This window comes from Rodentibacter trehalosifermentans, assembly GCF_002000545.1.
Lineage (GTDB): Bacteria > Pseudomonadota > Gammaproteobacteria > Enterobacterales > Pasteurellaceae > Rodentibacter > Rodentibacter trehalosifermentans.
Window position 1 is genome coordinate 1 of the sequence record NZ_MLHL01000044.1, and the last position, 21,642, is coordinate 21,642.

A 21,642-nucleotide genomic window follows, 5' to 3' on the forward strand; every position below is an offset into this window, starting at 1 on the left:
GTTATCAGGTTGTACCATTTTTTGCTCTGCCCCCTAAAAGGGGAGGAGCCTTTAGTTTAGGACTGAGTTCTGTATTCCAGAGGGCTTAGTCCTTTAATTTGACTTGAATACGCTCATGATTGTAATTATGAATGAATCTCGGTTTCAAAGGGCATTTTGAGGTATTTGAGTTTCATCGTCGAACAACTTTTGAAACCAACCCAATGTTGGGTGCATTTTTATATCGAAAATAAGATGGCTGGGGTACTAGGATTCGAACCTAGGGATGCCGAGATCAAAACCCGGTGCCTTACCGCTTGGCGATACCCCAACAGAAATTCTTTTCATTAAGAATAGAGGAAAATTTAGGATAGTATGGCTGGGGTACTAGGATTCGAACCTAGGGATGCCGAGATCAAAACCCGGTGCCTTACCGCTTGGCGATACCCCAACAACTATTTTGACTTACAAAGCGATAAATGGTGCGGGACGAGGGACTTGAACCCACACACCTCTCGGCGCCAGAACCTAAATCTGGTGCGTCTACCAATTTCGCCAGTCCCGCATGGTGGCTACAGCGAGATTCGAACTTGCGACCCCAACATTATGAGTGTTGTGCTCTAACCAACTGAGCTATGTAGCCATCTTGCTAACCATATCGGCTTTGCGGGGCGTATTATGCTGATTTGTCCTAACCTAGTCAATCACTTTTTATAAAAAATCCTATTTTTGAATTTAGTTGATTATAAAAAACACGGTTTTATTCTGTTTTTTCAAGGCTGGTAACAGAAATCATTCCAACAAAATGATGCCAGTGAAAACTGTTAAATTGATTTGGAATATACCAGTTAGAAATCGTGCCGTCTAAATACAATGCATTATAACAGCCCATTTTTTGTAATCCCTGACTGAAGGTATAAAGATTGGGTTTTCCTGATGTCGTTAAAATAAAGAAAAGTTCATTTTGCTTGTTTAAACAGACGGCATTACGCTTATGATAACTTTCCAAAGTAGGGCGAAATTGAGGATTTATTTTTCCATTAATCACCAGCATCGGGCCCGATTGCAGGGCAAATGTCGGTTTCCATTTTTTCTGTTGATAGGCTTTTGTCGTCAGAATATAGGGCTGTTTCCCCACTAACGCAAAGACCCCATTGGGTTGGATATGAAAATTACCGTGCCCCCGTTTAGTATTTAACGGGTTTAATTCCTGCCCATTTTCAATCCACAACCCTGCCGGCACATCGTTTTGACTATAAATCCCCCCATTCATAATCATTTTGACCTGATAATTTTTTTCTAAGGCTCGTTTTAAATTGGTCAACGAGCGATAGTTTTTCCCCTCGCTATCACGCCAATGTAAGCGCACTTCCTCCGGTTTTGCTTGGAAAATACCATAGGTGATGTCCGCTTCAGTAAAGCTACGGTATGAGGCTTGTACAGAAAAGACAAAAAAGCCACAAAGTGCGGTCAAAAATTTAGCTGTTTTTTTCATCAAGCGGATGGGAAAGATTGAGTGTATTAGAAAACAAATGCAAGCCTTCTGCATTACCGGCTTTCATCATTGATTGCATCGTCTGTGTTGGGGCATGAATGAGTTTATTCATTAATTTATAACTCAACTCTTGTAGCACTTTTTCTGCATTATCACCCTGTTGTAAATGCTGTAATGCTTTTTCCAACAAATCTTGGCGGATATGTTCTGCATCGTTGCGATAATGCTTAATCAGGTTAGAAAACTGTCGAACTTTTAGCCATTCAAAAAAATCTCGACATTCTTGGGTAATAATCCCTTCTGCTTGTTTGGAGGCTTGCTCACGTTGGTTTAAATTGTGCTGAATAATCCCTTGTAAATCATCGACGGTGTAATGGTAAACACTGTCTAATTTTGCCACACTCTCATCAATATCCCGTGGCACGGCAATATCCACCAACAACATAGGGGAATAATGGCGTTTTTTCTGAGCTATTTTTACCATTTCTTGGTGAATTAACACATGAGGGCTACCTGTGGAGCTAATCACAATATCTGCTTGATTTAAGGCATTTTGCAAATCCGCCAAGGAAAACACCTCAATGTCGGTTTCTGTGGCTAAATTTGCCACTAACTGTTCCGCCCTTGCCAAAGTTCGGTTGGCAATCATTAATTTTTTTACACCATGGCGTAATAAATGGCGGCTGACCAATTCAATGGTTTCTCCCGCGCCCACCAGTAAAATATTGAGTTCCTGTAAGGATTCAAAGATCTGACGGGCCAAACTACAAGCAGCATAAGCCACCGAAACTGCACTCTCACCAATATGGGTTTCCGTGCGAACTCGTTTAGCGGTAGAAAATGTTTTTTGGAACAAACGGGAAAGCTCCGTTGAAAAAGGCACGTTTTCCCTTTGATAGTAATCTTCACTTATCTGAAAAGCCTGTTTAACCTGCCCTAAAATTTGTGGCTCACCTAAAATTAAAGAATCTAACCCACTGGCTACTCTCATTAAATGATTGGCGGCCTGTTGATTTTGATGGGCATAAAGGCTGGAAGAGAGTTCATCTAAGGAGAGATGATGGATATTGGCAAACCATTTTTCGGCATTTTTCAACCATTCATCACATTCTTGAGGAGAAATTTGGCGATGATGTAAATACACTTCCGTTCGGTTACAGGTCGAAAGAATGACGGCCCCTTCAGCAAGATTTTGTTGTTGAATTTGTTGCAAGGCAATGCGGCGCTTTTCATCAGAAAAAGCCACTTTTTCACGCACAGAAACGGACGCGGTTTTATGATTAATGCCAAGAACAAGAAGGGTCATAATACCATTAAAAATCACCGTACTTTTAACGCACGGTGAACATTGAAGAAAAACTTGTGCGCTATTTTAATGAATTGTTATGCGTTCGGCAAATCAACAGCGCACAATCGATTTAGAATAACTTAAAATGGTTAGAAGCGATCTTTCGCTTGACGCAATGCGATAAATTCCTGTTCGCTTTTTGCCTGTAAAAACGGATTAATACGCTTCTCTAATTCCACTGTGGTAGGCAAACTAGGTTTACCCTCCTGACGTAAATGTTCCACAAAAATGCGATGATTTTTGACCGCACTTTTCTCTTTCATCACGCTTTGTGCAAAGGCGAGGTTGCTTAAGGTATATTCATGACCGGGGCAAACCAAGGTTTCATCGGGTAATGCCTTTAAACGCTGCAATCCCTCAAACATCTGCTTATAGTTACCGGTAAATACCCGCCCGCAGCCTGCTGAAAAGAGTGCATCACCACAAAATAAATTATTATCCACAAGAAAACTCATATGCTGTGCCGTATGTCCTCCCGTCGGGATCACTTGGATAACATAATTCGGGGTAATAATCTCCCCTTCATTCACCACATGCGTTGCACCTTTTGGGGCACATTCTTGCGGGCCATAAATCGGCACATTCGGATAACGCTGTTTAAATGAGCCCACACCCTGTGTATGATCATCGTGCTCATGAGTGAGCAACAACGCTTCAATAGGCGCAGGATTTAGCTCAAGCCAAGCAAAAAGCTTGTCTGTTTCCGGTAAATCGACAATAATAAGCGGTGAATTTTCCCGCCGATAAAGCCAAATATAATTGTCGTTCAAAGCGGGTAAAGCAACAAGCATCATTCCTCTCCTTTAGGTATTTTATGATCTTCAACTGGCAGGCAAAGGCAAAACGCCCCTTTTCTTTCCCAACCACTTGGCAACAATTGCCATTGGGCGAGGCATATTCTAACGCATTACAACGCGCATTTGCCCCTTGGCTGCCAAAAATTTTGGGCTATCAGGTGCTAAAATTAGGGGCCTTAAGTGCAGAAGTGCCAATAGCATTGCCGATGCGTCATCAAATGCTTGTCAGCGAAAAAATCTCGCCCAATTTAACCGCACTTTTAACGCCAAGTGATACACTTATTCAAGCAAAATTAACGGCGCTGCCTTTTGTTCAAAAAGAAATCAATGCTGCTTTTCTTGCCAATACCCTTAATTTTGCACAAGATCCCCATCAAATCTTGCGTGAAACCCACCGTGTATTAACCGATGACGGTTGGTTATTTCTTTCTTTATTTAATCCGCTTAGTCCACTGATTTTTAAGACAAAACTTGGCGAATTTCCTTTCCGCCAATATCCTACTTGGCGTATTATTGACTGGCTGGAATTGCTTCATTTTGATATTGTTGCATGCCAAAATCTCGCGATCAAAGCTCAACAGGCGACACCTTTTTCCCCTTTAACGCTGATTGTGGCACAAAAACGTTGCTATCCCTTAACGCTTAATACGGAAAAAGTGCGGTCAAAAACACCGGTGTTTTTGCAACCGGCAGAAGCATTCCAAGAAGAAATATCCCACTCTTCTCTATCCTCTTGCACTAAATCGCCACAGCGTTAAAATCAATCCTTGCCCCCTTGCCAAAACTCTCCTATTATGCACCGCACTTTTCGCTTTTATTTAGGAACAAAAATGACTGAACAAACCTTTATCCCCGGCAAAGATGCCGCATTAGAAGACAGTATTGCAAAATTTCAACAAAAATTGACCGCACTGGGCTTTAATATTGAAGAAGCCTCTTGGCTAAACCCCGTACCTAATGTGTGGTCTGTCCATATTCGGGATAAAGATTGCCCTCAATGCTTTTCCAACGGTAAAGGCGCAAGCAAAAAAGCCGCACTCGCTTCAGCATTGGGGGAATATTTTGAGCGTCTTTCCACCAACTATTTTTTTGCCGATTTCTATTTAGGAAAAGATATTGCCAACGGCGAGTTCGTTCATTATCCCAGTGAAAAATGGTTCCCAATTGAGGATGAAACAAGCTTACCGAAAGGCATTTTAAACGATGAGTTGCTTGCCTATTTTGATCCTAACGGTGAACTTACACCGGAATTATTAGTGGATTTACAATCGGGCAATGATGAGCGTGGCATTGTGGCAATGCCTTATGTCCGCCAATCCGATGAACAAACCGTCTATATTCCACAAAGTATTATCGCCAATCTTTATGTGTCTAACGGAATGTCTGCGGGCAACAGCCAATTTGAAGCCCGTGTGCAAGGCTTATCAGAAGTCTTTGAACGCTATGTCAAAAATAAAATTATCGCACAAGCTATTAGCCTGCCGGAAATTCCGGCGACAGTGATGGCCCGTTATCCTTCCATTCAAGCCTCTATCGCTAAACTGGAAGAGGAAGGCTTTCCTATTTACGCCTTTGATGCTTCTTTAGGCGGGAAATATCCGGTGATTTGCGTGGTATTGTTCAACCCCAATAATGGCACCTGCTTTGCCTCTTTTGGTGCCCATCCTAATTTCCAAGTGGCATTAGAACGCACCGTAACAGAGCTTCTCCAAGGTCGAAGTTTAAAAGATTTAGACGTATTTGCGCCTCCGTCTTTTAATAATGAAGATGTTGCTGATCACGCCAATCTGGAAACCCATTTTATTGATTCCAGTGGTTTAATTTCCTGGGATCTGTTCAAACAAACGCCTGACTATGAATTTGTCCATTGGGATTTTTCCGGTACCACACAAGAAGAATATCACAACCTTATGGACATTTTCCGTGCGGAAAACAAAGAAGTGTACATCATGGATTATCACCATTTAGGCGTTTACGCTTGCCGTATTATCGTACCGGGTATGTCGGATATTTACCCGGTGGATGACTTAATTTATGCCAATAACAATATGGGAATGGATTGGCGTGAAATTTTATTGGATCTCCCCCACTGGCATCATTCCCCGGAAACTTATGCCGAATTATTAGAAGAATTGGATTCACAAAATATTGATGATGCCACCCGAGTACGGGAATTTATCGGTATCGTTGCCCCCAAAACCAGTGGCTGGACAACCTTGCGGGTGGGCGAGCTGAAATCAATGCTTCACCTTGCATTAGGCGAGTTAGAACAAGCCTTAGATTGGGCAAACTGGACACTAAATATGAACAGTTCGGTTTTCACTGCAGAGCGAACAAACTATTACCGTGCGTTAATTAGTGTGCTTGAACTTCACTTAGACCACAATCGCACCGCTTATCAATATCGCAGCGCCTTTGAAAAAATGTATGGTAAAGAAGCCGTACAACAAGCTTGGGCTGCTGTTGCTGAAAACGGTAATCCTTTCTACAACTTGCCGGCAAGTGATGAAAAATTAGAAAACTTTAAAGAGCATCAAGCCTTGTTACGAGCCTATTTGAAGCTACAAAAAGTTAAGTAAAACATCAATTCCTCTAAGGGGTAAGCCCCCTTATAAATAGCCTAAAATCCGCACGTTTTACGTGCGGATTGTTATTGGAATAAAGTGAATAACCGGTTAAAAATAAAGGCATATTTATATTTTTTCAATTTCTATTCTTGCCAGCCCTTGTTTAAAAGCATGAGCATAACGGCGTGGGATATTATCCGTGACTTCTCCATTTTTTACCGTGGTTTTATAGCTACAAACTTTAAATTCAGGAACACGAATAGGGGAATAATCCGTATTTAACATAGGTGAAATAGAAGAATATAAAGTCCATTCCACCTCGGTTTCATCCTCATCATTTGATTTTCGGGTTCCTCCCTCACTAAAAGCAATTTGATATTCACTGTTAAAGGGCAATTCGGGAAATGGTTTTGGATTACGGAAATTGAAAAGCCTATCGTGAGATAAAAGATCCTCTCGAATATAGCCCCAAAGCCGGGAAGCTAAGAAATCTTGATCGGCAAAATGGGCACTATCATATCCATTGTTGATATAACTTTGGATTCTTTCTTCCATATTTGAAACGCTCCCGGCTTTTGCGCCCCACATACCGGCAAGCACTAAAGCCGTATGCGAGCCGGAATCCCGCATTGTATGGAAAGCATGGCCGCTTTTTATCCATTCATCAACTGCAACGGATTCCCTAGGCGATACCACGGAGTCACAATCACGAAAAATGACATATTCGGCTTCGGGATCGTCAATCGCAAGAAAACGCCACATTGCACCGGGCCAATTTTTTAAATAAGTTTCAACTTCAATAATTTCCGCACCGTTTTGCTTTAAACGTTGCACGGCATCTTTTGGAACGGTTTCATCAATATAAAAACGGCAAATCCAGTTTGGGAAAAGTGCGTGAGCAACCTGAACATTTAACACTGCCGTTTCGATATATTTTGAATGTTTCCCAAACAGTGAAAAAGAAATGATTTTTTTCCCTCCTTTCCGCACAGACTTGGTAGGCATAGGTTCTGTCGGTGTTGCGATTTCGGCATCTTTAAGCACTAATGCCTGATGACCGTAATATCCTACATTTTCCCAATCCGATAGTGCACCATAGGCATGGGCGAGTAAATCCAGAGTAGAAATATATTGGTTATCTAATGTAAGGGCCTTTAAACCGTATTCGATACTTTCCTGCCATTTTTCAAGTTTTAAGTAAGCGTAAGCAAGTTTGTGGACATACTCAACCTCTTTAGGTTCAATTAAACAAAGCATTTCCGCCAATCTTTTGGCTTCTTCATAGTTTTCTTGGCAAACCTGTTCAAGATAACTGTTCATTAATGAGGTAAGAGTAAGTTTGTAGTCAGTATTGTCTATAGATAAAGTGAAGTTATAGTTGTCTTATTTTGCTGTTTATTGCATCAGATTTTGATTGGCGGTTTTATCGATGGTTTCATTTAAAAAAAGTGAGCGGGTGGGATTATTAATCGTGAAAATCAAGCAAAATCTAACCGCACTTTCGCTTTCCTTCCCTACCAATTTATGCCGTTTTACGGTATTCTATGTGCCATTTTATAGGGTTAAAATTCCGCAAAGTGCGGTTAAAATTTAAGGTGATTTTATGCAAGAGCAATATCGTCCCGATATGATTGAACCAAAAGTTCAACAGTACTGGGCTGAAAATAAGGTTTTCAAAGCCGTTAAAGATGTAACCAAAGAGAAATATTATTGTCTTTCCATGTTCCCCTATCCGTCCGGTCGCCTACATATGGGGCATGTGCGTAACTATACTATCGGTGATGTGATTTCCCGTTATCAACGTATGAACGGTAAAAATGTGCTGCAGCCTATCGGTTGGGATGCCTTTGGTTTACCTGCGGAAGGGGCGGCAATTAAACACAAAACCGCACCGGCAAAATGGACATACGAAAATATTGAATATATGAAAAATCAGCTCAAAATGCTGGGCTTTGGTTACGATTGGGATCGTGAAATTGCAACCTGTAAACCGGACTACTACAAATGGGAACAATGGTTTTTTACCGAGCTTTATAAAAAAGGTTTAGTGTATAAAAAAACCTCAACGGTAAACTGGTGTCCGAATGATGAAACCGTACTGGCAAATGAGCAAGTACATGACGGTTGTTGCTGGCGTTGCGATACCCCGGTGGAACAAAAAGAAATCCCACAATGGTTTATTAAAATCACCGATTATGCCGAGCAATTATTAGGTGGGTTGGATAATCTTCCACAATGGCCGGATATGGTGAAAACCATGCAACGTAACTGGATTGGACGTTCTGAAGGGGTGGAAATTACCTTTGAGGTGGCAGATACCCATGAGAAAGTGGCGGTTTACACCACCCGCCCGGATACCTTCTATGGTGTCAGCTATTTAGGCATTGCCGCTGCCCATCCTTTAGCTACCCTTGCCGCGCAAAATAACCCTGAATTAGCCGCTTTCATTCAAGAAGCGAAAAACGCCAAAGTGGCGGAGGCAGATCTTGCCACAATGGAGAAAAAAGGCATGCCAACAGGCTTGTTTGCCCTTCACCCATTAACAGGGGAAAAATTACCGATTTGGGTGGCAAACTTTGTGCTTATGCACTATGGCACAGGGGCTGTGATGGCAGTACCTGCCCATGACCAACGTGATTATGAATTCGCACAAAAATATGCCTTACCATTAAAACAAGTCATCGCGCCACTTGAGGGTCAACATATTGATTTAGCCAAAGAAGCCTTCACCGAACACGGGGTATTAATCAATTCTGCTGAATTTGACGGCTTAGATTTCGATGGCGCTTTTAACGGTATCGCCGATAAACTGGAAAAATTAGGTGTGGGTAAACGCCAAGTGAACTACCGCTTGCGTGATTGGGGCGTATCCCGTCAACGTTATTGGGGTGCACCTATTCCAATGCTGACCCTTGAAAACGGAGATGTAGTGCCTGCCCCATTGGAAGATTTACCAATTATTCTCCCTGAAGATGTGGTGATGGATGGGGTGAAAAGCCCAATTAAAGCGGATCCGAACTGGGCGAAAACCACCTTTAAGGGTGCACCTGCCTTAAAAGAAACAGATACCTTTGATACTTTCATGGAATCCTCTTGGTATTATGCCCGTTATACCTCGCCAACCTTTGCAGATGCGATGTTAGACAAAGAGGAAGCCAATTATTGGCTACCGGTGGATCAATATATCGGCGGAATTGAGCATGCAACCATGCACTTACTTTATTTCCGTTTCTTCCACAAACTCTTGCGTGATGCCGGTTTTGTGACAAGTGATGAACCAACGGTGAAATTATTATGTCAAGGAATGGTGCTGGCAGATGCCTTCTATTACACCAGCCCGACTAACGAGCGGATTTGGGTTAGCCCAACGCAAGTGACTTTGGAACGTGATGAAAAAGGTCGCATTATCAAAGCCACCGACCCCGAAGGGCGCGAACTGGTTCATTCCGGTATGACTAAAATGTCGAAATCCAAAAATAACGGTATCGACCCACAGGAAATGGTGGAAAAATACGGTGCAGATACGGTTCGCTTGTTTATGATGTTTGCCTCCCCTGCGGAGATGACGCTGGAATGGCAAGAATCCGGTGTGGAAGGCGCAAAACGCTTTTTAGGTCGGGTGTGGAACTTAGTGTATCAATACCAACAAAATCCGGCCAAAACAGCCTTAGATGTGACCGCACTTTCTGCCGATCAAAAAGCCCTTCGTCGTGAAGTGCATAAAACCATTGCCAAAGTCAGTGATGATATTGGTCGCCGTCAAACCTTCAACACTGCCATTGCGGCAATTATGGAGTTAATGAATAAGCTCACCAAAGCACCATTGGATAATGAACAAGATCGTGCAATCATGGCAGAAGCGCTAAGTGCTGTCGTGCGTATGCTTTATCCGATTACCCCACATATTTGCTTTGAGCTATGGCATGCCCTCGGCAATGAAAACAGTATCGACACCGCCACATGGGTGAAAGCCGATGAAACGGCAATGGTGGAAGATGAAAAACTCATTGTTGTGCAAGTCAATGGCAAAGTGCGTGGAAAAGTAACAGTGGCGGCAGGCGCTGATGAAGAAATGGTAAAAACCGTTGCTTTTGCCGATGAAAATGTGAAGAAATTTACCGATGGTCAGCAAATCGTAAAAGTGATTTATGTGGCTGGTAAATTATTAAATATTGTGGTGAAACCGCAATAATTTCTCGGCATTATGTAGTAAATGCACAAACTGCCATCTCAACGAAACGTAGGGACACCTACAGGGTGTCCCTACAAATAAAACCAAAATGAAATTTATGTCACTGCTACATAACTTTGTATTCACCAAAAGATAACTGCACTTTATTTAAAAGTGCGGTCGGTTTTAAAGGTAATTTTTATGATTAAATCAATCAAAACCTTATTTCTTACGATAGCTTTCGTGAGCATTTCCGCCTGTGGCTGGCATCTTCAAAATGGCGCACTCATTCCTCAGGAATTGCATACCCTTGCCTTTGAAAGTTCGGATCCTTACAGTGAAATGTCAATGGCTGTTCGTCGTCAATTACAAGCCAATAACGTCAATCTGGTGAATGCCGAACAAGGTGTGCCGGTATTACGCATTAATAAACAAATCACTAATGATGAAGTGTCTTCTATTTTCAAACGTGGACGTGAGGCAGAGAAAACCCTGATGTTAGAAGTGGAAGCCACCGTGCGTTTAGCCAATGGTCAAAGCCATCCGATCAGTGCAAAAGTTAATCGTACTTTCTTTGATAACTCTCGAGCAGCATTGGCTAAAGCCACAGAACGTGACGTGATTTGGAATGATATGCGTGAACAAGCGGCCCGTCAGCTCATCACGAAAATGGTGGCATTACAACATTAATTAAAAGAAAAATAATGAACCGCATTTTTCCTGAACAACTACCTCATCATCTTGCCCAAGGACTGGCTAAAGTTTATTGCTTGGTTGGGCAAGATCCGCTGTTGCTCAGTGAAACTGAAGCGGATATTTATCAAGCAGCACTCCAACAAAGCTTTGATGAAAAAAATACAGTACAAATTGACAGCCAGACTGATTGGGCTGCATTAATTGAATCCACCCAATCAATGGGCTTGTTTTTCAACAAACAAGTGCTTGTGCTCAATTTACCGGAAAATTTGACCGCACTTTTGCAAAAAAAACTGCAAGAATTTATTACAGCATTAAATGAAGACGTGCTATTGGTTTTAACGATGCCCAAACTTGCCAAAGCCACCGAAAAACAAGCGTGGTTTTTGGCATTGACAGAATATGAACCCAAAGCACTCTTGGTGAATTGCCAAACACCCAGTTCGGAGCAGCTCCCCCGCTGGGTAAAAAATCGCCTTCAAATGATGGGATTGACGGCAGATAACGAAGCCATTGCCCAGCTTTGTTACAGTTATGAAAACAATTTACTTGCCCTCAAACAAGCCTTACAACTTTTAGACTTACTTTATCCCGATCACAAACTGACTTATCATCGGGTCATTTCTGTGGTTGAGCAATCATCCCTCTTCACCCCTTTCCAATGGATTGATGCCTTGCTTGTCGGTAAAGTCAATCGGGCTAAACGTATTTTAGTGGGCTTACAGGCGGAAGATGTTCAACCCATTATTTTATTGCGTACCTTACAACGTGAGCTATTCACCTTACTTGATCTGACAAAACCTCAGCAACCTATTCGTATCACAGAGGGGTTGCCCGTTCAATCTCTTAAAGCGGAGTTTGATCGTCTCAAAATTTGGCAAAATCGCCGACCGCTCTTTTTAGCTGCCGTACAACGGCTAACCTATCAAAAACTCTATGAGATTATCCAAGAATTGGCAGATATTGAACGCCTTGCCAAACAAGAATTTAGCGATAATGTATGGGAAAAATTAGCGGATTTATCGGTGAAAATTTGTTTATAATCTATTGTTTTTTTTTTGAGCGAAAATAGTATAATAAGCCGCCTTTTGGCAATAATCTTATTTATTAATTTTCGTGAGGAAATCACAATGAAAAAAACATTAGTCGCACTTATCTTTATGGGCTTTGGTCTTTCCGCTTCTGCCGCAGAATTATCTGATAGTTGTAAAGCCTATTTTGCAGAGGTTGATTCATATCTTGCTTCTATGCCGGCAGCTCAAGCCAACTCAATGAAAGCACAGTATGAATCCAGTAAACAACAGTTTGCGATGATGCCAGTAGCGGCGCAAGATCAGGCTTGTGGACAAGCTGTAGAGCAATTGAAACAAATGAAAGCAGCGATGCCAAAATAGTTTTAAATGATGTCATAAATGGATTTTGATGAAAATAACCCCAGCCTAGGCTGGGGTTCGTATTTATGGAATTTGCACTTCGCTGAGTAATCGGTTGATTAACTTTGCATTGGCCGGTGGAAATAATCCTGCATCTAAGGCCCGTTGTTCAATCCAAAAACCTTCCTGCCCTTCACGCCCAAAAGGTTCGCCAATCCATTCTTCCACGAGATAGAAGAAAAATGAAATTACCTTGGTGGGATATTCAAATTGAAAGCGTTCATAAAGTTCAGCATTTAAAACGACAATGCCGATTTCCTCTTCCAACTCACGTTTGAGTGCTTGTTCCGGTGTTTCGTTTTCATCCACTTTCCCCCCGGGGAATTCAAGGGATTGAGCAAAATCCTGACCTTCCAAACGCTGGGTTAAGTAAATTTGTCCGAATTCATTACGAATAATACCGGCTGAAACTTGTATGATTGGTTTTTCCATGTTTTTGATCCAAGATAAAAAAAGTGCGGTCAAAAACAACCGCACTTTTAGCCCGTTAATGGTATTTGGCACGGTTACCGTGACAATGCTTGTATTTCTTACCCGATCCACAAGGGCAAGGCTCATTACGACCGACACGACGATCTGCATAATCCTCTTCCTGTGTCACCGCATTATTTTCCCCTATTGGGTGGTGAGTTTGGCTTTCTCGTTCCGCCATTTCTTGACGAAGACGTTCGGCCTCTTCTATCTCTTCTTGGGTTCTCACTCGAACACGGGTTAAGGTTGTGATCACGTGGTGTTTTAAGGAATCCAACATTTCCGTAAACATACGGAATGACTCTTTTTTATATTCCTGTTTCGGATCTTTTTGAGCATAGCCACGTAAGTGGATACCTTGACGAAGATAATCCATCGCCGCTAAATGTTCTTTCCAAAGTTCATCTAAGGTTTGTAGCATCACCCCTTTTTCAAAATGGCGCATACTTTCTTCGCCCACTAAGGCTTCTTTTTCCTTATATTCTTTTTCAGCAACGTCAATAATGCGTTCACGTAGATTTTCTTCGTGAAGATTGCTGTCTTCTTCGAGCCAATGTGCGATAGGCAATACCATACCAAACTCTTGTGCCAACCGTTCTTCCAACCCTTTAATATCCCATTGTTCCTCTAAGGATTGTGGCGGGATATATTGGTCGATAACATTATTGAACACATCGTGGCGAATAGCCTTGACCGTCTCGGAAATATCATCATTATCCAATAAATAATTGCGTTGTTCATAAATGGCGTGGCGTTGATCGTTGGCGACATCATCATATTCAAGAAGATTTTTACGACCATCAAAGTGGAAGGCTTCTACTTTTGCTTGGGCAGAGGCAATCACTTTCGCCAACATTTTGGACTCCATCGCTTCACCCGGCACGGTGAAGGCTTTACGCATTAAGTTGAGCTTGCCCTCGTTGAGGTAAATTCGCATTAAACCATCTTCCAAAGACAGGTAGAAACGGGAAGAACCCGGATCCCCTTGACGACCGGAACGGCCACGCAACTGGTTGTCGATACGGCGTGATTCGTGACGCTCCGTACCAATAATATGTAAACCGCCGGCTTTCATCACGATGTCGTGATTTTTCTCCCACTCGGCTTTTAACGCATCAAGTTGCGCTTGAGTAGGATTGTCTAATTTAGCCGCCTGGGCTTTCCAGTTACCGCCAAGGATAATATCCGTTCCCCGTCCCGCCATATTGGTGGCAATCGTTACCGCCCCCGGGAAACCCGCTTCTGCGACAATTTCAGCTTCTTGTTGGTGGAATTTTGCATTTAACACATTGTGTTTAATGCCCGCTTTATCCAATGCTTTCGACAAAACTTCCGATTTTTCCACCGAAATCGTCCCCACCAATACCGGTTGTTGGCGTGCCACACAATCTTTAATATCATCAATAATCGCATTGAATTTGTATTCTTCATTTTCAAACATCAAGTCTGTGCGATCATCACGAATCATTGGGCGGTTTGTCGGAATGACGACCGTTTCTAAACCGTAAATTTGTTGGAATTCAAAGGCTTCCGTATCTGCCGTCCCCGTCATCCCCGCCAATTTTTCATACAAACGGAAATAGTTTTGGTAAGAAATGGAGGCAACAGTTTGGTTTTCACTTTTAATCTCAACCCCCTCTTTGGCTTCAATCGCTTGGTGTAAGCCGTCAGACCAACGGCGTCCTGCCATCGTCCGCCCGGTATGTTCATCAACAATGACGATTTCGCCGTCTTTCACAATATAATCCACATCACGCTCAAATAAAGTGTGTGCACGCAATGCCGCCATAATATGGTGCAATAAGACGATACGGCCCGGTGAGTAAAGAGAATCCCCTTCCGGCATTAACCCTTGTTCAATGAGCCAATTTTCCACTTTTTCCTGACCACGTTCGGTTAAGTGAGCTTGTTTGGATTTGAGGTCTAAGGTGAAATCCCCTTCCCCTTGATATTCATCGGAATCTTCTTTTTCTTGCTTAATTAAACTTGGAATGAGTTTATTCACCGCAATGTAAAGATCGGAACTGTCTTCGGCCTGACCGGAAATAATTAACGGTGTGCGAGCCTCATCAATGAGAATGGAATCCACCTCATCCACTAAGGCATAACCTAAAGTGCGTTGGAAACGCTCTTCTTTTGAATGGGCTAAATTATCACGCAAATAGTCAAAACCCAATTCACTGTTTGTGGCATAAGTGATATCAGCAGCGTAAGCGGCACGTTTTGCTTCAGGCGGTAAACCCGGAATATTCACGCCAACACTTAGCCCTAAAAATTCAAATAATGGGCGGTTGGTTTCTGCGTCACGTCGTGCCAAATAGTCGTTCACTGTCACCACGTGTACCCCTTTTCCTTCAAGGGCAATTAAATAACAAGGGAGTGTAGCGGTTAAGGTTTTCCCTTCACCGGTTCGCATTTCAGCAATACAGCGGTTGGTTAACACCATCCCACCGATCAACTGAACATCAAAGTGACGCATACCTAATACCCGTTTACTCGCTTCTCGCACGGTAGCAAAGGCTTCAGGTAGGATGTCTTGCAAGGTTTCACCCGCACTCAAACGCTGGCGAAATTCATCGGTTTTCGCGCGAAGCTGTTCATCACTTAAGGCTTCAAATTCAGGCTCTAATTGATTAATTTTGCTCACTTGTTTTTTAAGTTTGCGTAAAATACGGTCGTTACGGCTACCAAAAATTTTCGTAAAAATGCTCATAATTTCTCTTTCTAAATCATTTGTTAAAATTAAGGAATGAGTGAAATGTTGCTCACTCATTGTCAGAGTTAATGGTGTGCCCCTTTAATTTCATTGTGTTAAAGGGACAGAGTCTAAGAAATTAAATGAGTAAAGGACCGGCTCGAATAGGGGCTTGGCGATTTAATACCGCCACCACAAAGTGCGGTTGAAAATCGGGTTGTTTTTTTTCGAAATAGCTTGCCGGAAAAGCTTGGGGGGAAGGTCGTTGTACATAGCGAACCACCTTTGCGCTTTCCAACACCTGTTGGATAGAAATCTCAGAGGAACAATTTTCCGCCCGGTTATTTTCTAAACTTTGCGTATTAGGCAAAGCAAAAATCGCGATCACACTTAATAGTAATCGCGACCAAAAATAAGGGGGGCTTTTGCCTAAAATCATCATTTTGTTGTTTCTGATAAAAATTGTGTGTATTGTAGCGGAAATTTAAATTGATGTCATTTATTGGGGCTACTTCATGGAAAACAAGGCGGAACGTTATCAAAAGGCGATGAATATTGTGGAGGTGATGGAGCAATCTTCTTTTTCTCAAATGATGAAAAAAGGCTTAGCCATTCACGAGTTAAATCAAAAAATTCACCAGATTTTTCCGCAAGAATTTCAAGGTTTAGTGCGTATCGGTCAGATTAATGGCGAAAAACTTTTTATTGAAGTGGCTAATGCCATTGTGCGACAAGGGATTTTATTTCGTCAGACGGAATTGCTCAGCCTTATCCGACCTGAATACCCACAAGTTACAAAATTAGAGGTAAAGATTAACCCCGAATTTAAGGGAGTTACGCCTTAAAAATCGCAATGAGTTCTTTCACTTTCACCCGTTTTGCCGCATTTTGGCTAATGGAACGTTGCACTTTCACGGCTTTAAATTTTGCCCCTTTGTAGATTTCACGAGTGAACTTGGTATCGTGATTGGAAATCAATACCGGAATTTGTTTTTCTTTTTGTATTTTTTTTGCCGCTTCCGCTAAAGTGCGTTGATGGGTCAAGCCAAAATCATTGCCGGCATAACCGGTGAAATTGGTATGTTGATGTAGCGGGGCATAGGGGGGATCACAATAAATTACCGAAGATTGGTCTGCCAATTCAAAGGTTTGTTGAAAATCACCGCAAAAAAAGACCGCACTTTGTGCCTTATGCGCAAAATAACGCAATTCATTTTCTGGAAAATAATGGGTTTTATAAGCCCCAAAAGGCACATTAAATTCATTCTTACTGTTATAACGGCACAAACCATTGAAACCAAAACGGTTGAGATATAAGAAAATCACTGCGCGTTCAAAGGGATCGGCAGATGCATTAAACTGTTGGCGTTTGGTGTAGTAATATTCGGGCGTATTAGCATTTGGCGCCAAAAATAGCGGTTTGCAGGCATCAATATAGCCCTCCACATCTTCTTTGATAAGATTAAATAAATTAATCAAATCGGGATTAATATCCGCCAAAATGTAGCGTTCAAAATTGGTATTTAAAAATACCGCGCCTGCCCCGACAAAAGGTTCAACCAAACATTGTTTTTTCTTTGGAAAGGCCTTGTTAATTTCATCTGTTAAACGAAATTTACCACCCGCCCATTTTAAAAATGGGCGGTGTTTGATTTTGGATTTAATCGATTTTTTGGGACGTGGCATTTTAGTCCGTTTGCGTACAACGTCGAATGGCATTTAATACCAAATGATGATCGGTATCTGTTGCCACATAGGCTTGACCAAGCGATTTTAGCAACACAAGACGAAGCTTACCGGCAAGCACTTTTTTATCACGCATCATATGGGGAAGATAATCTTCCGGCTGCATGGTATCCGGCGAGACTGTCGGCAAATTTGCTCGGGCAAGAAGTTTTTCCAAGCGGGAAACCTCAGTGATAGAAAGATTGCCTAATGCTTCAGACAGTGCGGCGGCCATCATCATGCCGGTAGAGATCGCTTCACCATGTAACCAATTGCCATAGCCTAAATGGGTTTCAATGGCATGGCCAAAGGTATGGCCAAGATTAAGTAAAGCCCGATCGCCTTTTTCCGTTTCATCACGAGCCACTACATCGGCTTTAATTTGGCAACAGCGTGCAACACAATATTGCAAGGCTTCTTGTTTTAGGGCGACGAGATCATCAATGTGGTTTTCTAACCAAACAAAAAATTCATAATCAAGAATCGCACCGTATTTAATCACTTCGGCAAGCCCGGCATTCACTTCACGTTTTGGCAGGGTATTGAGTGTTAAGGTATCAATCAACACCATTGAAGGCTGATAGAAAGCCCCAATCATATTTTTGCCTAATTCATGATTAACCGCCGTTTTACCACCAACAGAAGAGTCGACTTGTGAAAGTAACGTGGTAGGAATTTGAATTAAACGCACACCTCGCTGATAACTTGCGGCGGCAAAGCCTGCCACATCACCAATCACCCCGCCGCCTAAAGCCACAATGGTGGTATCACGTCCGTGATTGCCTTTTAAAAGTGCGGTAAAAATGAGATTTAAGGATTCAAGGGTTTTGTATTTTTCCCCATCGGGAATAAGAACAGACTCGACCACCGCACCTTTTTTTTCAAGTGTGGCGGTGAGAGTTTCCAAATAAAATGCGGCCACCGTAGGATTGCTCACAATCATCACCCGATCTCCCCGATTTATCGGGTAACTTTGTTCATCTTGGAGTAAACCACTGCCAATTAAAATCGGGTAACGACGTTCTTGTAATTCCACATTGACACACAACATAATCTATCCTTACCTTGATTAAAGTGAACTATTTAATCCATTCATATTATCAATTAAATCAACGATTTGATTCACCATCACCTTGGTGTTTTGCTCATCGGTTGGCAATGTAATGTCCGCAATTTCTTCATAAAGCGGGTTACGAATTTTCGCTAAATCCTCTAACACTTGGCGGGGATCATCCACATCCTGTAAGAGCGGTCGTTTTTTATCCCGTTGTGTGCGTTGGAACTGTTTATCCACCGTGGTTTCCAAGTAAATCACGATACCACGTGCCGATAAATAATTGCGGTTGTCCTTCGACATCACGGCACCACCGCCTGTGGATAGCACAATGCCCTGCATTTGCGTTAATTCGTTGATGACTTTTTCTTCACGTTTACGAAAACCTTCTTCACCTTCCAAATCAAAAATCCAGCTAATATCCGCACCGGTACGCTCTTCAATGACGGCATCCGAATCTAAAAAGTCCATACTCAATTGTTGTGCTAATTGACGACCAATGGTGCTTTTACCCGCCCCCATTGGACCTACTAAAAAAATATTACGTTTTTCAGCCATTGTTTTTTCTAATGATAAATAATGATAAATTTAATTAATTTGATCTTTTTTGAAACGACAGAGGTTGCCAAAAGATCACCCAAAAATCTGTGGGATTATCGCAATAAATCACCCCAATTTTCAACCTTTAAAGGGAATTTATTTTGGAAATCCTTTAAAGTGCGGTTATAAAATATATTTTTTATTTACCTATTGGATTAACAGATTGAGGTTTTATTTCTGTAAATGTATAGTGACTGAACTTTTGAGAGGGATTTTATGACAACATTTTTTCAATCTTTTTTAACGCTTAACCCTGTGCTGCAAGCATTACTTGCCGGTTTATTTACTTGGTTTTGCACGATTTTTGGTTCTGCCTTTGTTTTCTTTTTTAAACAGGTTAATCAAAAGTTGCTTGATAGTATGATGGGCTTTGCCGCCGGCGTAATGATTGCGGCTTCTTTTTGGTCACTTCTAGAACCTTCCTTTGAATTTGCCAAAGAAAGTCAAAATGAATGGTATTGGATGCCGACCCTAGTTGGTTTTTTAGTCGGCGGATTATTTTTGCGGGGAGTGGATTATTTAGTACCTCATTTGCATTTAAGCAAACCGATTGAAGAGGCAGAAGGGATGCAACCACGCCGCGGATTGTCTAAATCTATGTTGCTTTTTTTAGCGATCACTATCCATAATATTCCCGAAGGGATTGCCGTAGGCGTGGCATTTGGGGCAATTGCTACTCTCGGCGAAAATGCGGATAAACTTCCCCTTACTTTAAGTGCCATTGGTCTTGCCATTGGTATGGGGTTACAAAATGTGCCGGAAGGTTCCGCACTTTCTATGCCGCTTCGTGCCGAAGGTCATAGCCGAATGAAGGCCTTTACTTACGGTGCATTTTCCGCCATCGTTGAGCCTATTGGTGCGGTGATTGGTGCATTATTTGTGATTTCTATGACATCTATCCTCCCTTATGCCCTCGCTTTTGCCGCAGGGGCGATGATTTTCGTGGTAGTGGAAGAACTTATCCCCGAATCACAAAGCAACGGTAACACCGATATTGCCACGCTCAGTTTAATGGTGGGTTTTTCCTTGATGATGATTTTGGATGTGACTTTAGGATAATATCCTAAAAAAAGTGCGGTTAAAAATCGTCTTGAATTTTCGGTCATACCTCTACGGCACCTATTCGGCTTTTGCGGCATTATGTAGCAAATGCAAAGTAAATTTATAAAAAGGAAAAATATTTGAAAGGCTTATTTTTACGTATTATTGCCGCACTTGCATTGCTCCTTTGGGCGGTTGATATGGTTTTCCCTTGGCAGAAAATCAGGCAATCGGAAGAGAATCATTACACAACGATTCAAGCCCGTGGCACACTGATTGTCGGCACGATTAATAACCCCATTTATTATTTCATTGATTCCGGCGGGGAATCCGGTTTGGAATATGAATTGGCAAAAAATTTTGCGGATTATTTAGGTGTAAAACTTGAAATCAAAACTCTTGAAAATACGGATGCTCTATTTAATGCACTCGAAAGTAACCAAATTGATCTCGCCGCTGCAAATTTATTATTTCATCCAATACACGCGGAGAAATTTCAATTGGGTCCGGCTTATACTTCCGCATCATGGCAATTGGTTTATAAAAAAGGGGAAAATCGTCCGAAAGATCTTAGCCAAGTACAACAAGAAATTGTCATTTCAGGCGGAAAAGAATTGGATGGTCTATTAACACAATTTCAGCAAAAATTCCCTAAATTAAATTGGAAAAATAACACGCAACTCACTCAAGAAGAATTGTTGATCCAAGTGGCTGAAGGGAAAATCCCTTATACAATTGCCAACTCTATTGATGTGGCAACGGCACAGCAGATCCGTCCAAACATTGCAATCGCCTTTGATTTAACCGATGAAGCCGGCGTACATTGGTATCTCGCCAATAATTCTTATAACGAATTACAAGCCGGTTTGTTGGATTTTATGAATAATGCCTTAGAAACGGGATTAATTGATCGCATTGAAGAAAAATATTTCCGTCATATTGCACAATTTGATTATGTGGATAGCCGTGCCTATTTGGATGCTATTGAAAAAATTCTCCCGCAATATCAACCGCTCTTTGAGAAATACAAGGGTGAATTGGATTGGCGGTTGTTGGCGGCGGTGGCGTATCAAGAATCCCATTGGAACCCTGATGCAACCTCTCCGACCGGAGTACGGGGAATGATGATGCTTACCAAAGATACGGCAGAGCGAATGAAAATCACCAACCGAACCGATCCTGAACAAAGTATAAAAGCCGGCTCCGATTATTTACATTGGTTGGTTTCACAAATGCCTGACAGCATTGCACAGGAAGATCGCATTTGGTATGCCCTTGCCGCCTATAATATGGGATTGGGTCACGTGGTAGATGTCCGCCGTTTAACCAAAAAATTGGGCGGTAATCCGGATAATTGGCTTGATGTGAAAAATAATTTACCATTGCTTGCCGAAAAACGGCATTATAACGGTTTGAAATATGGTTATGCCCGTGGCTATGAGGCTTATCAATATGTAGAGAACATCCGCCGCTATATGAACAGCATTGTGAATTATCATCGTGTTCAGAACAATCAAAATAATACGTCTGAAAGTGCGGTCAAAAATGAACAAGAATAGGAGAAGATAAA

Annotated in this window: 20 protein-coding genes and 4 tRNA genes; 10 read left to right on the forward strand and 14 right to left on the reverse strand. The window is 41.9% G+C overall.

Annotated features, from left to right (window positions below):
- Positions 1 to 235 precede the first annotated feature (235 nt).
- The 7 genes from BKK52_RS08075 to gloB form a co-directional block, all read right to left on the reverse strand.
- Positions 236 to 310, reverse strand: a tRNA-Gln gene (locus BKK52_RS08075).
- 45 nt (positions 311 to 355) lie between these two features.
- Positions 356 to 430 (reverse strand) — tRNA-Gln (locus BKK52_RS08080).
- Positions 431 to 459: 29 nt separating this feature from the next.
- Positions 460 to 544, reverse strand: a tRNA-Leu gene (locus tag BKK52_RS08085).
- 1 nt (position 545) lies between these two features.
- Positions 546 to 622 (reverse strand) — tRNA-Met (locus BKK52_RS08090).
- A 117-nt stretch (positions 623 to 739) separates the two neighbouring features.
- Complete coding sequence (locus BKK52_RS08095; RefSeq protein ID WP_077478473.1) at positions 740 to 1,474, reverse strand: phosphodiester glycosidase family protein; 735 nt, start codon at positions 1,472 to 1,474, stop codon at positions 740 to 742.
- Positions 1,458 to 2,780 (reverse strand): glutamyl-tRNA reductase, encoded by a 1,323-nt coding sequence (hemA, locus tag BKK52_RS08100; RefSeq protein WP_077478474.1) that lies wholly within the window; start codon positions 2,778 to 2,780, stop codon positions 1,458 to 1,460. The genes BKK52_RS08095 and hemA overlap by 17 nt, the downstream gene beginning before the upstream one ends.
- A gap of 131 nt (positions 2,781 to 2,911) precedes the next feature.
- Positions 2,912 to 3,613: a hydroxyacylglutathione hydrolase gene (gene gloB / locus BKK52_RS08105; protein ID WP_077421433.1), complete on the reverse strand. Its 702-nt coding sequence runs from the start codon at positions 3,611 to 3,613 to the stop codon at positions 2,912 to 2,914.
- Positions 3,614 to 3,636: 23 nt separating this feature from the next.
- Between gloB and BKK52_RS08110 the strand changes: the two genes are divergently transcribed.
- On the forward strand, positions 3,637 to 4,377 hold the full coding sequence (locus tag BKK52_RS08110; RefSeq protein ID WP_077421409.1) for a class I SAM-dependent methyltransferase: 741 nt from the start codon (positions 3,637 to 3,639) through the stop codon (positions 4,375 to 4,377).
- A 72-nt stretch (positions 4,378 to 4,449) separates the two neighbouring features.
- Positions 4,450 to 6,198 carry a 30S ribosomal protein S12 methylthiotransferase accessory factor YcaO gene (gene ycaO / locus BKK52_RS08115; RefSeq protein WP_077474382.1) on the forward strand — a complete coding sequence of 583 codons (1,749 nt, stop codon included), beginning with the start codon at positions 4,450 to 4,452 and terminating at the stop codon, positions 6,196 to 6,198.
- 114 nt (positions 6,199 to 6,312) lie between these two features.
- Here the strand turns inward: ycaO and BKK52_RS08120 are convergent, their stop codons facing one another.
- Positions 6,313 to 7,506, reverse strand: a complete 1,194-nt coding sequence (locus BKK52_RS08120) for a tetratricopeptide repeat protein (RefSeq protein ID WP_077421411.1) — start codon at positions 7,504 to 7,506, stop codon at positions 6,313 to 6,315.
- A gap of 109 nt (positions 7,507 to 7,615) precedes the next feature.
- On the opposite strand from BKK52_RS08120, the gene BKK52_RS13520 reads away from it, so the two are divergent.
- The 5 genes from BKK52_RS13520 (at position 7,616) to BKK52_RS08140 (ending at position 12,447) form a co-directional block, all read left to right on the forward strand.
- Complete coding sequence (locus tag BKK52_RS13520; RefSeq protein ID WP_158076040.1) at positions 7,616 to 7,780, forward strand: hypothetical protein; 165 nt, start codon at positions 7,616 to 7,618, stop codon at positions 7,778 to 7,780.
- 9 nt (positions 7,781 to 7,789) lie between these two features.
- On the forward strand, positions 7,790 to 10,378 hold the full coding sequence (leuS, locus tag BKK52_RS08125; protein WP_077421412.1) for a leucine--tRNA ligase: 2,589 nt from the start codon (positions 7,790 to 7,792) through the stop codon (positions 10,376 to 10,378).
- 180 nt (positions 10,379 to 10,558) lie between these two features.
- Positions 10,559 to 11,047 carry an LPS-assembly lipoprotein LptE gene (locus BKK52_RS08130; protein ID WP_077478475.1) on the forward strand — a complete coding sequence of 163 codons (489 nt, stop codon included), beginning with the start codon at positions 10,559 to 10,561 and terminating at the stop codon, positions 11,045 to 11,047.
- A gap of 14 nt (positions 11,048 to 11,061) precedes the next feature.
- Positions 11,062 to 12,096, forward strand: a complete 1,035-nt coding sequence (holA, locus tag BKK52_RS08135; protein ID WP_077416422.1) for a DNA polymerase III subunit delta — start codon at positions 11,062 to 11,064, stop codon at positions 12,094 to 12,096.
- Between the two features lie 87 nt (positions 12,097 to 12,183).
- The gene (locus BKK52_RS08140) at positions 12,184 to 12,447 is read left to right on the forward strand and encodes a DUF5339 domain-containing protein (RefSeq protein WP_077416420.1); all 264 of its coding nucleotides are present in this window, start codon (positions 12,184 to 12,186) and stop codon (positions 12,445 to 12,447) included.
- Positions 12,448 to 12,510: 63 nt separating this feature from the next.
- Here the strand turns inward: BKK52_RS08140 and mutT are convergent, their stop codons facing one another.
- From mutT to secM, 3 genes are all read right to left on the reverse strand, one after another.
- Positions 12,511 to 12,918: an 8-oxo-dGTP diphosphatase MutT gene (mutT, locus tag BKK52_RS08145; RefSeq protein ID WP_077416418.1), complete on the reverse strand. Its 408-nt coding sequence runs from the start codon at positions 12,916 to 12,918 to the stop codon at positions 12,511 to 12,513.
- A gap of 55 nt (positions 12,919 to 12,973) precedes the next feature.
- Entirely contained in the window at positions 12,974 to 15,670 is a 2,697-nt protein-coding gene (secA, locus tag BKK52_RS08150) for a preprotein translocase subunit SecA (RefSeq protein ID WP_077421434.1), read from the reverse strand.
- A 121-nt stretch (positions 15,671 to 15,791) separates the two neighbouring features.
- Positions 15,792 to 16,091, reverse strand: coding sequence for a secA translation cis-regulator SecM (gene secM / locus BKK52_RS08155; RefSeq protein WP_077421435.1), 300 nt, complete (start codon positions 16,089 to 16,091; stop codon positions 15,792 to 15,794).
- A 76-nt stretch (positions 16,092 to 16,167) separates the two neighbouring features.
- On the opposite strand from secM, the gene BKK52_RS08160 reads away from it, so the two are divergent.
- Positions 16,168 to 16,497 carry a DciA family protein gene (locus tag BKK52_RS08160; protein WP_077416416.1) on the forward strand — a complete coding sequence of 110 codons (330 nt, stop codon included), beginning with the start codon at positions 16,168 to 16,170 and terminating at the stop codon, positions 16,495 to 16,497.
- On the opposite strand, the gene BKK52_RS08165 is transcribed toward BKK52_RS08160, so the two are convergent.
- The 3 genes from BKK52_RS08165 to aroK are packed head-to-tail and all read right to left on the reverse strand — an operon-like array spanning position 16,487 to position 18,989.
- Entirely contained in the window at positions 16,487 to 17,338 is an 852-nt protein-coding gene (locus tag BKK52_RS08165) for a Dam family site-specific DNA-(adenine-N6)-methyltransferase (RefSeq protein ID WP_077421414.1), read from the reverse strand. The two genes, BKK52_RS08160 and BKK52_RS08165, sit on opposite strands and share 11 nt — an antisense overlap.
- 1 nt (position 17,339) lies before the next feature.
- Entirely contained in the window at positions 17,340 to 18,428 is a 1,089-nt protein-coding gene (gene aroB, locus BKK52_RS08170; RefSeq protein ID WP_077421415.1) for a 3-dehydroquinate synthase, read from the reverse strand.
- 18 nt (positions 18,429 to 18,446) lie between these two features.
- Positions 18,447 to 18,989 (reverse strand): shikimate kinase AroK, encoded by a 543-nt coding sequence (gene aroK / locus BKK52_RS13870; protein ID WP_077421416.1) that lies wholly within the window; start codon positions 18,987 to 18,989, stop codon positions 18,447 to 18,449.
- Between the two features lie 258 nt (positions 18,990 to 19,247).
- Between aroK and BKK52_RS08180 the strand changes: the two genes are divergently transcribed.
- Positions 19,248 to 20,090, forward strand: coding sequence for a ZIP family metal transporter (locus tag BKK52_RS08180; protein ID WP_077421417.1), 843 nt, complete (start codon positions 19,248 to 19,250; stop codon positions 20,088 to 20,090).
- 122 nt (positions 20,091 to 20,212) lie between these two features.
- Positions 20,213 to 21,631 carry a membrane-bound lytic murein transglycosylase MltF gene (mltF, locus tag BKK52_RS08185; protein WP_077421418.1) on the forward strand — a complete coding sequence of 473 codons (1,419 nt, stop codon included), beginning with the start codon at positions 20,213 to 20,215 and terminating at the stop codon, positions 21,629 to 21,631.
- The last annotated feature ends 11 nt before the right edge of the window (positions 21,632 to 21,642 follow it).